Source organism: Streptomyces sp. AC627_RSS907 (assembly GCF_019049165.1).
Genome location: NZ_JAGMUE010000735.1, coordinates 1 through 563, shown reverse-complemented (window position 1 = coordinate 563; position 563 = coordinate 1). Strand labels below are relative to the sequence as shown.

Sequence of the window (563 nt, the reverse complement as noted above, 5' to 3'; positions counted from 1 at the left end):
GTGCCATGAAGGGTGCCGAACTCATCGTGCGCTGCCAGGGCTACATGTATCCGGCCAAGGACCAGCAGGTGCTGATGTCCAAGGCGATGGCGTGGGCCAACAACTGCTACGTGGCGGTGGCCAACGCCGCCGGGTTCGACGGCGTGTACGCGTACTTCGGGCACTCCGCGATCATCGGGTTCGACGGTCGCACGCTGGGTGAGACCGGCGAGGAGCCGTACGGCATCCAGTACGCGCAGCTCTCGGTGTCGGCCATCCGGGACGCGCGGACCTACGACCAGTCGCAGAACCACCTGTTCAAGCTCGTGCACCGGGGCTACACCGGCACCGAGGCGGCGGGCGAGGGTGCGGCGGGCCTGGCGGAGTGCCCGTTCGACTTCTACCGGCTGTGGGCGAGCGACCCCCGGAAGGCGGCCGAGCACGCGGAGGCCATCACGCGGAGCACGGCCGCGGTGCCGCCGGTGCCGCCGGGTGGAGGCGGTGCGGCCTGAATCGACGCGGGTGGCGGCGGGCCGGTGGTCGTGCGGGCTAACCCGCCCGCTCCCGGCCCGCCGGGCCGTGTT

General features: G+C 71.8%; 1 protein-coding gene. It reads left to right on the top strand.

Annotated features, from left to right (window positions below; translation table 11 throughout):
- Positions 1-491 (top strand): nitrilase-related carbon-nitrogen hydrolase (locus KUM32_RS38325; protein ID WP_302185245.1); only part of this gene is annotated, 491 nt, incomplete at its 5' end.
- Between the last annotated feature and the right edge of the window lie 72 nt (positions 492-563).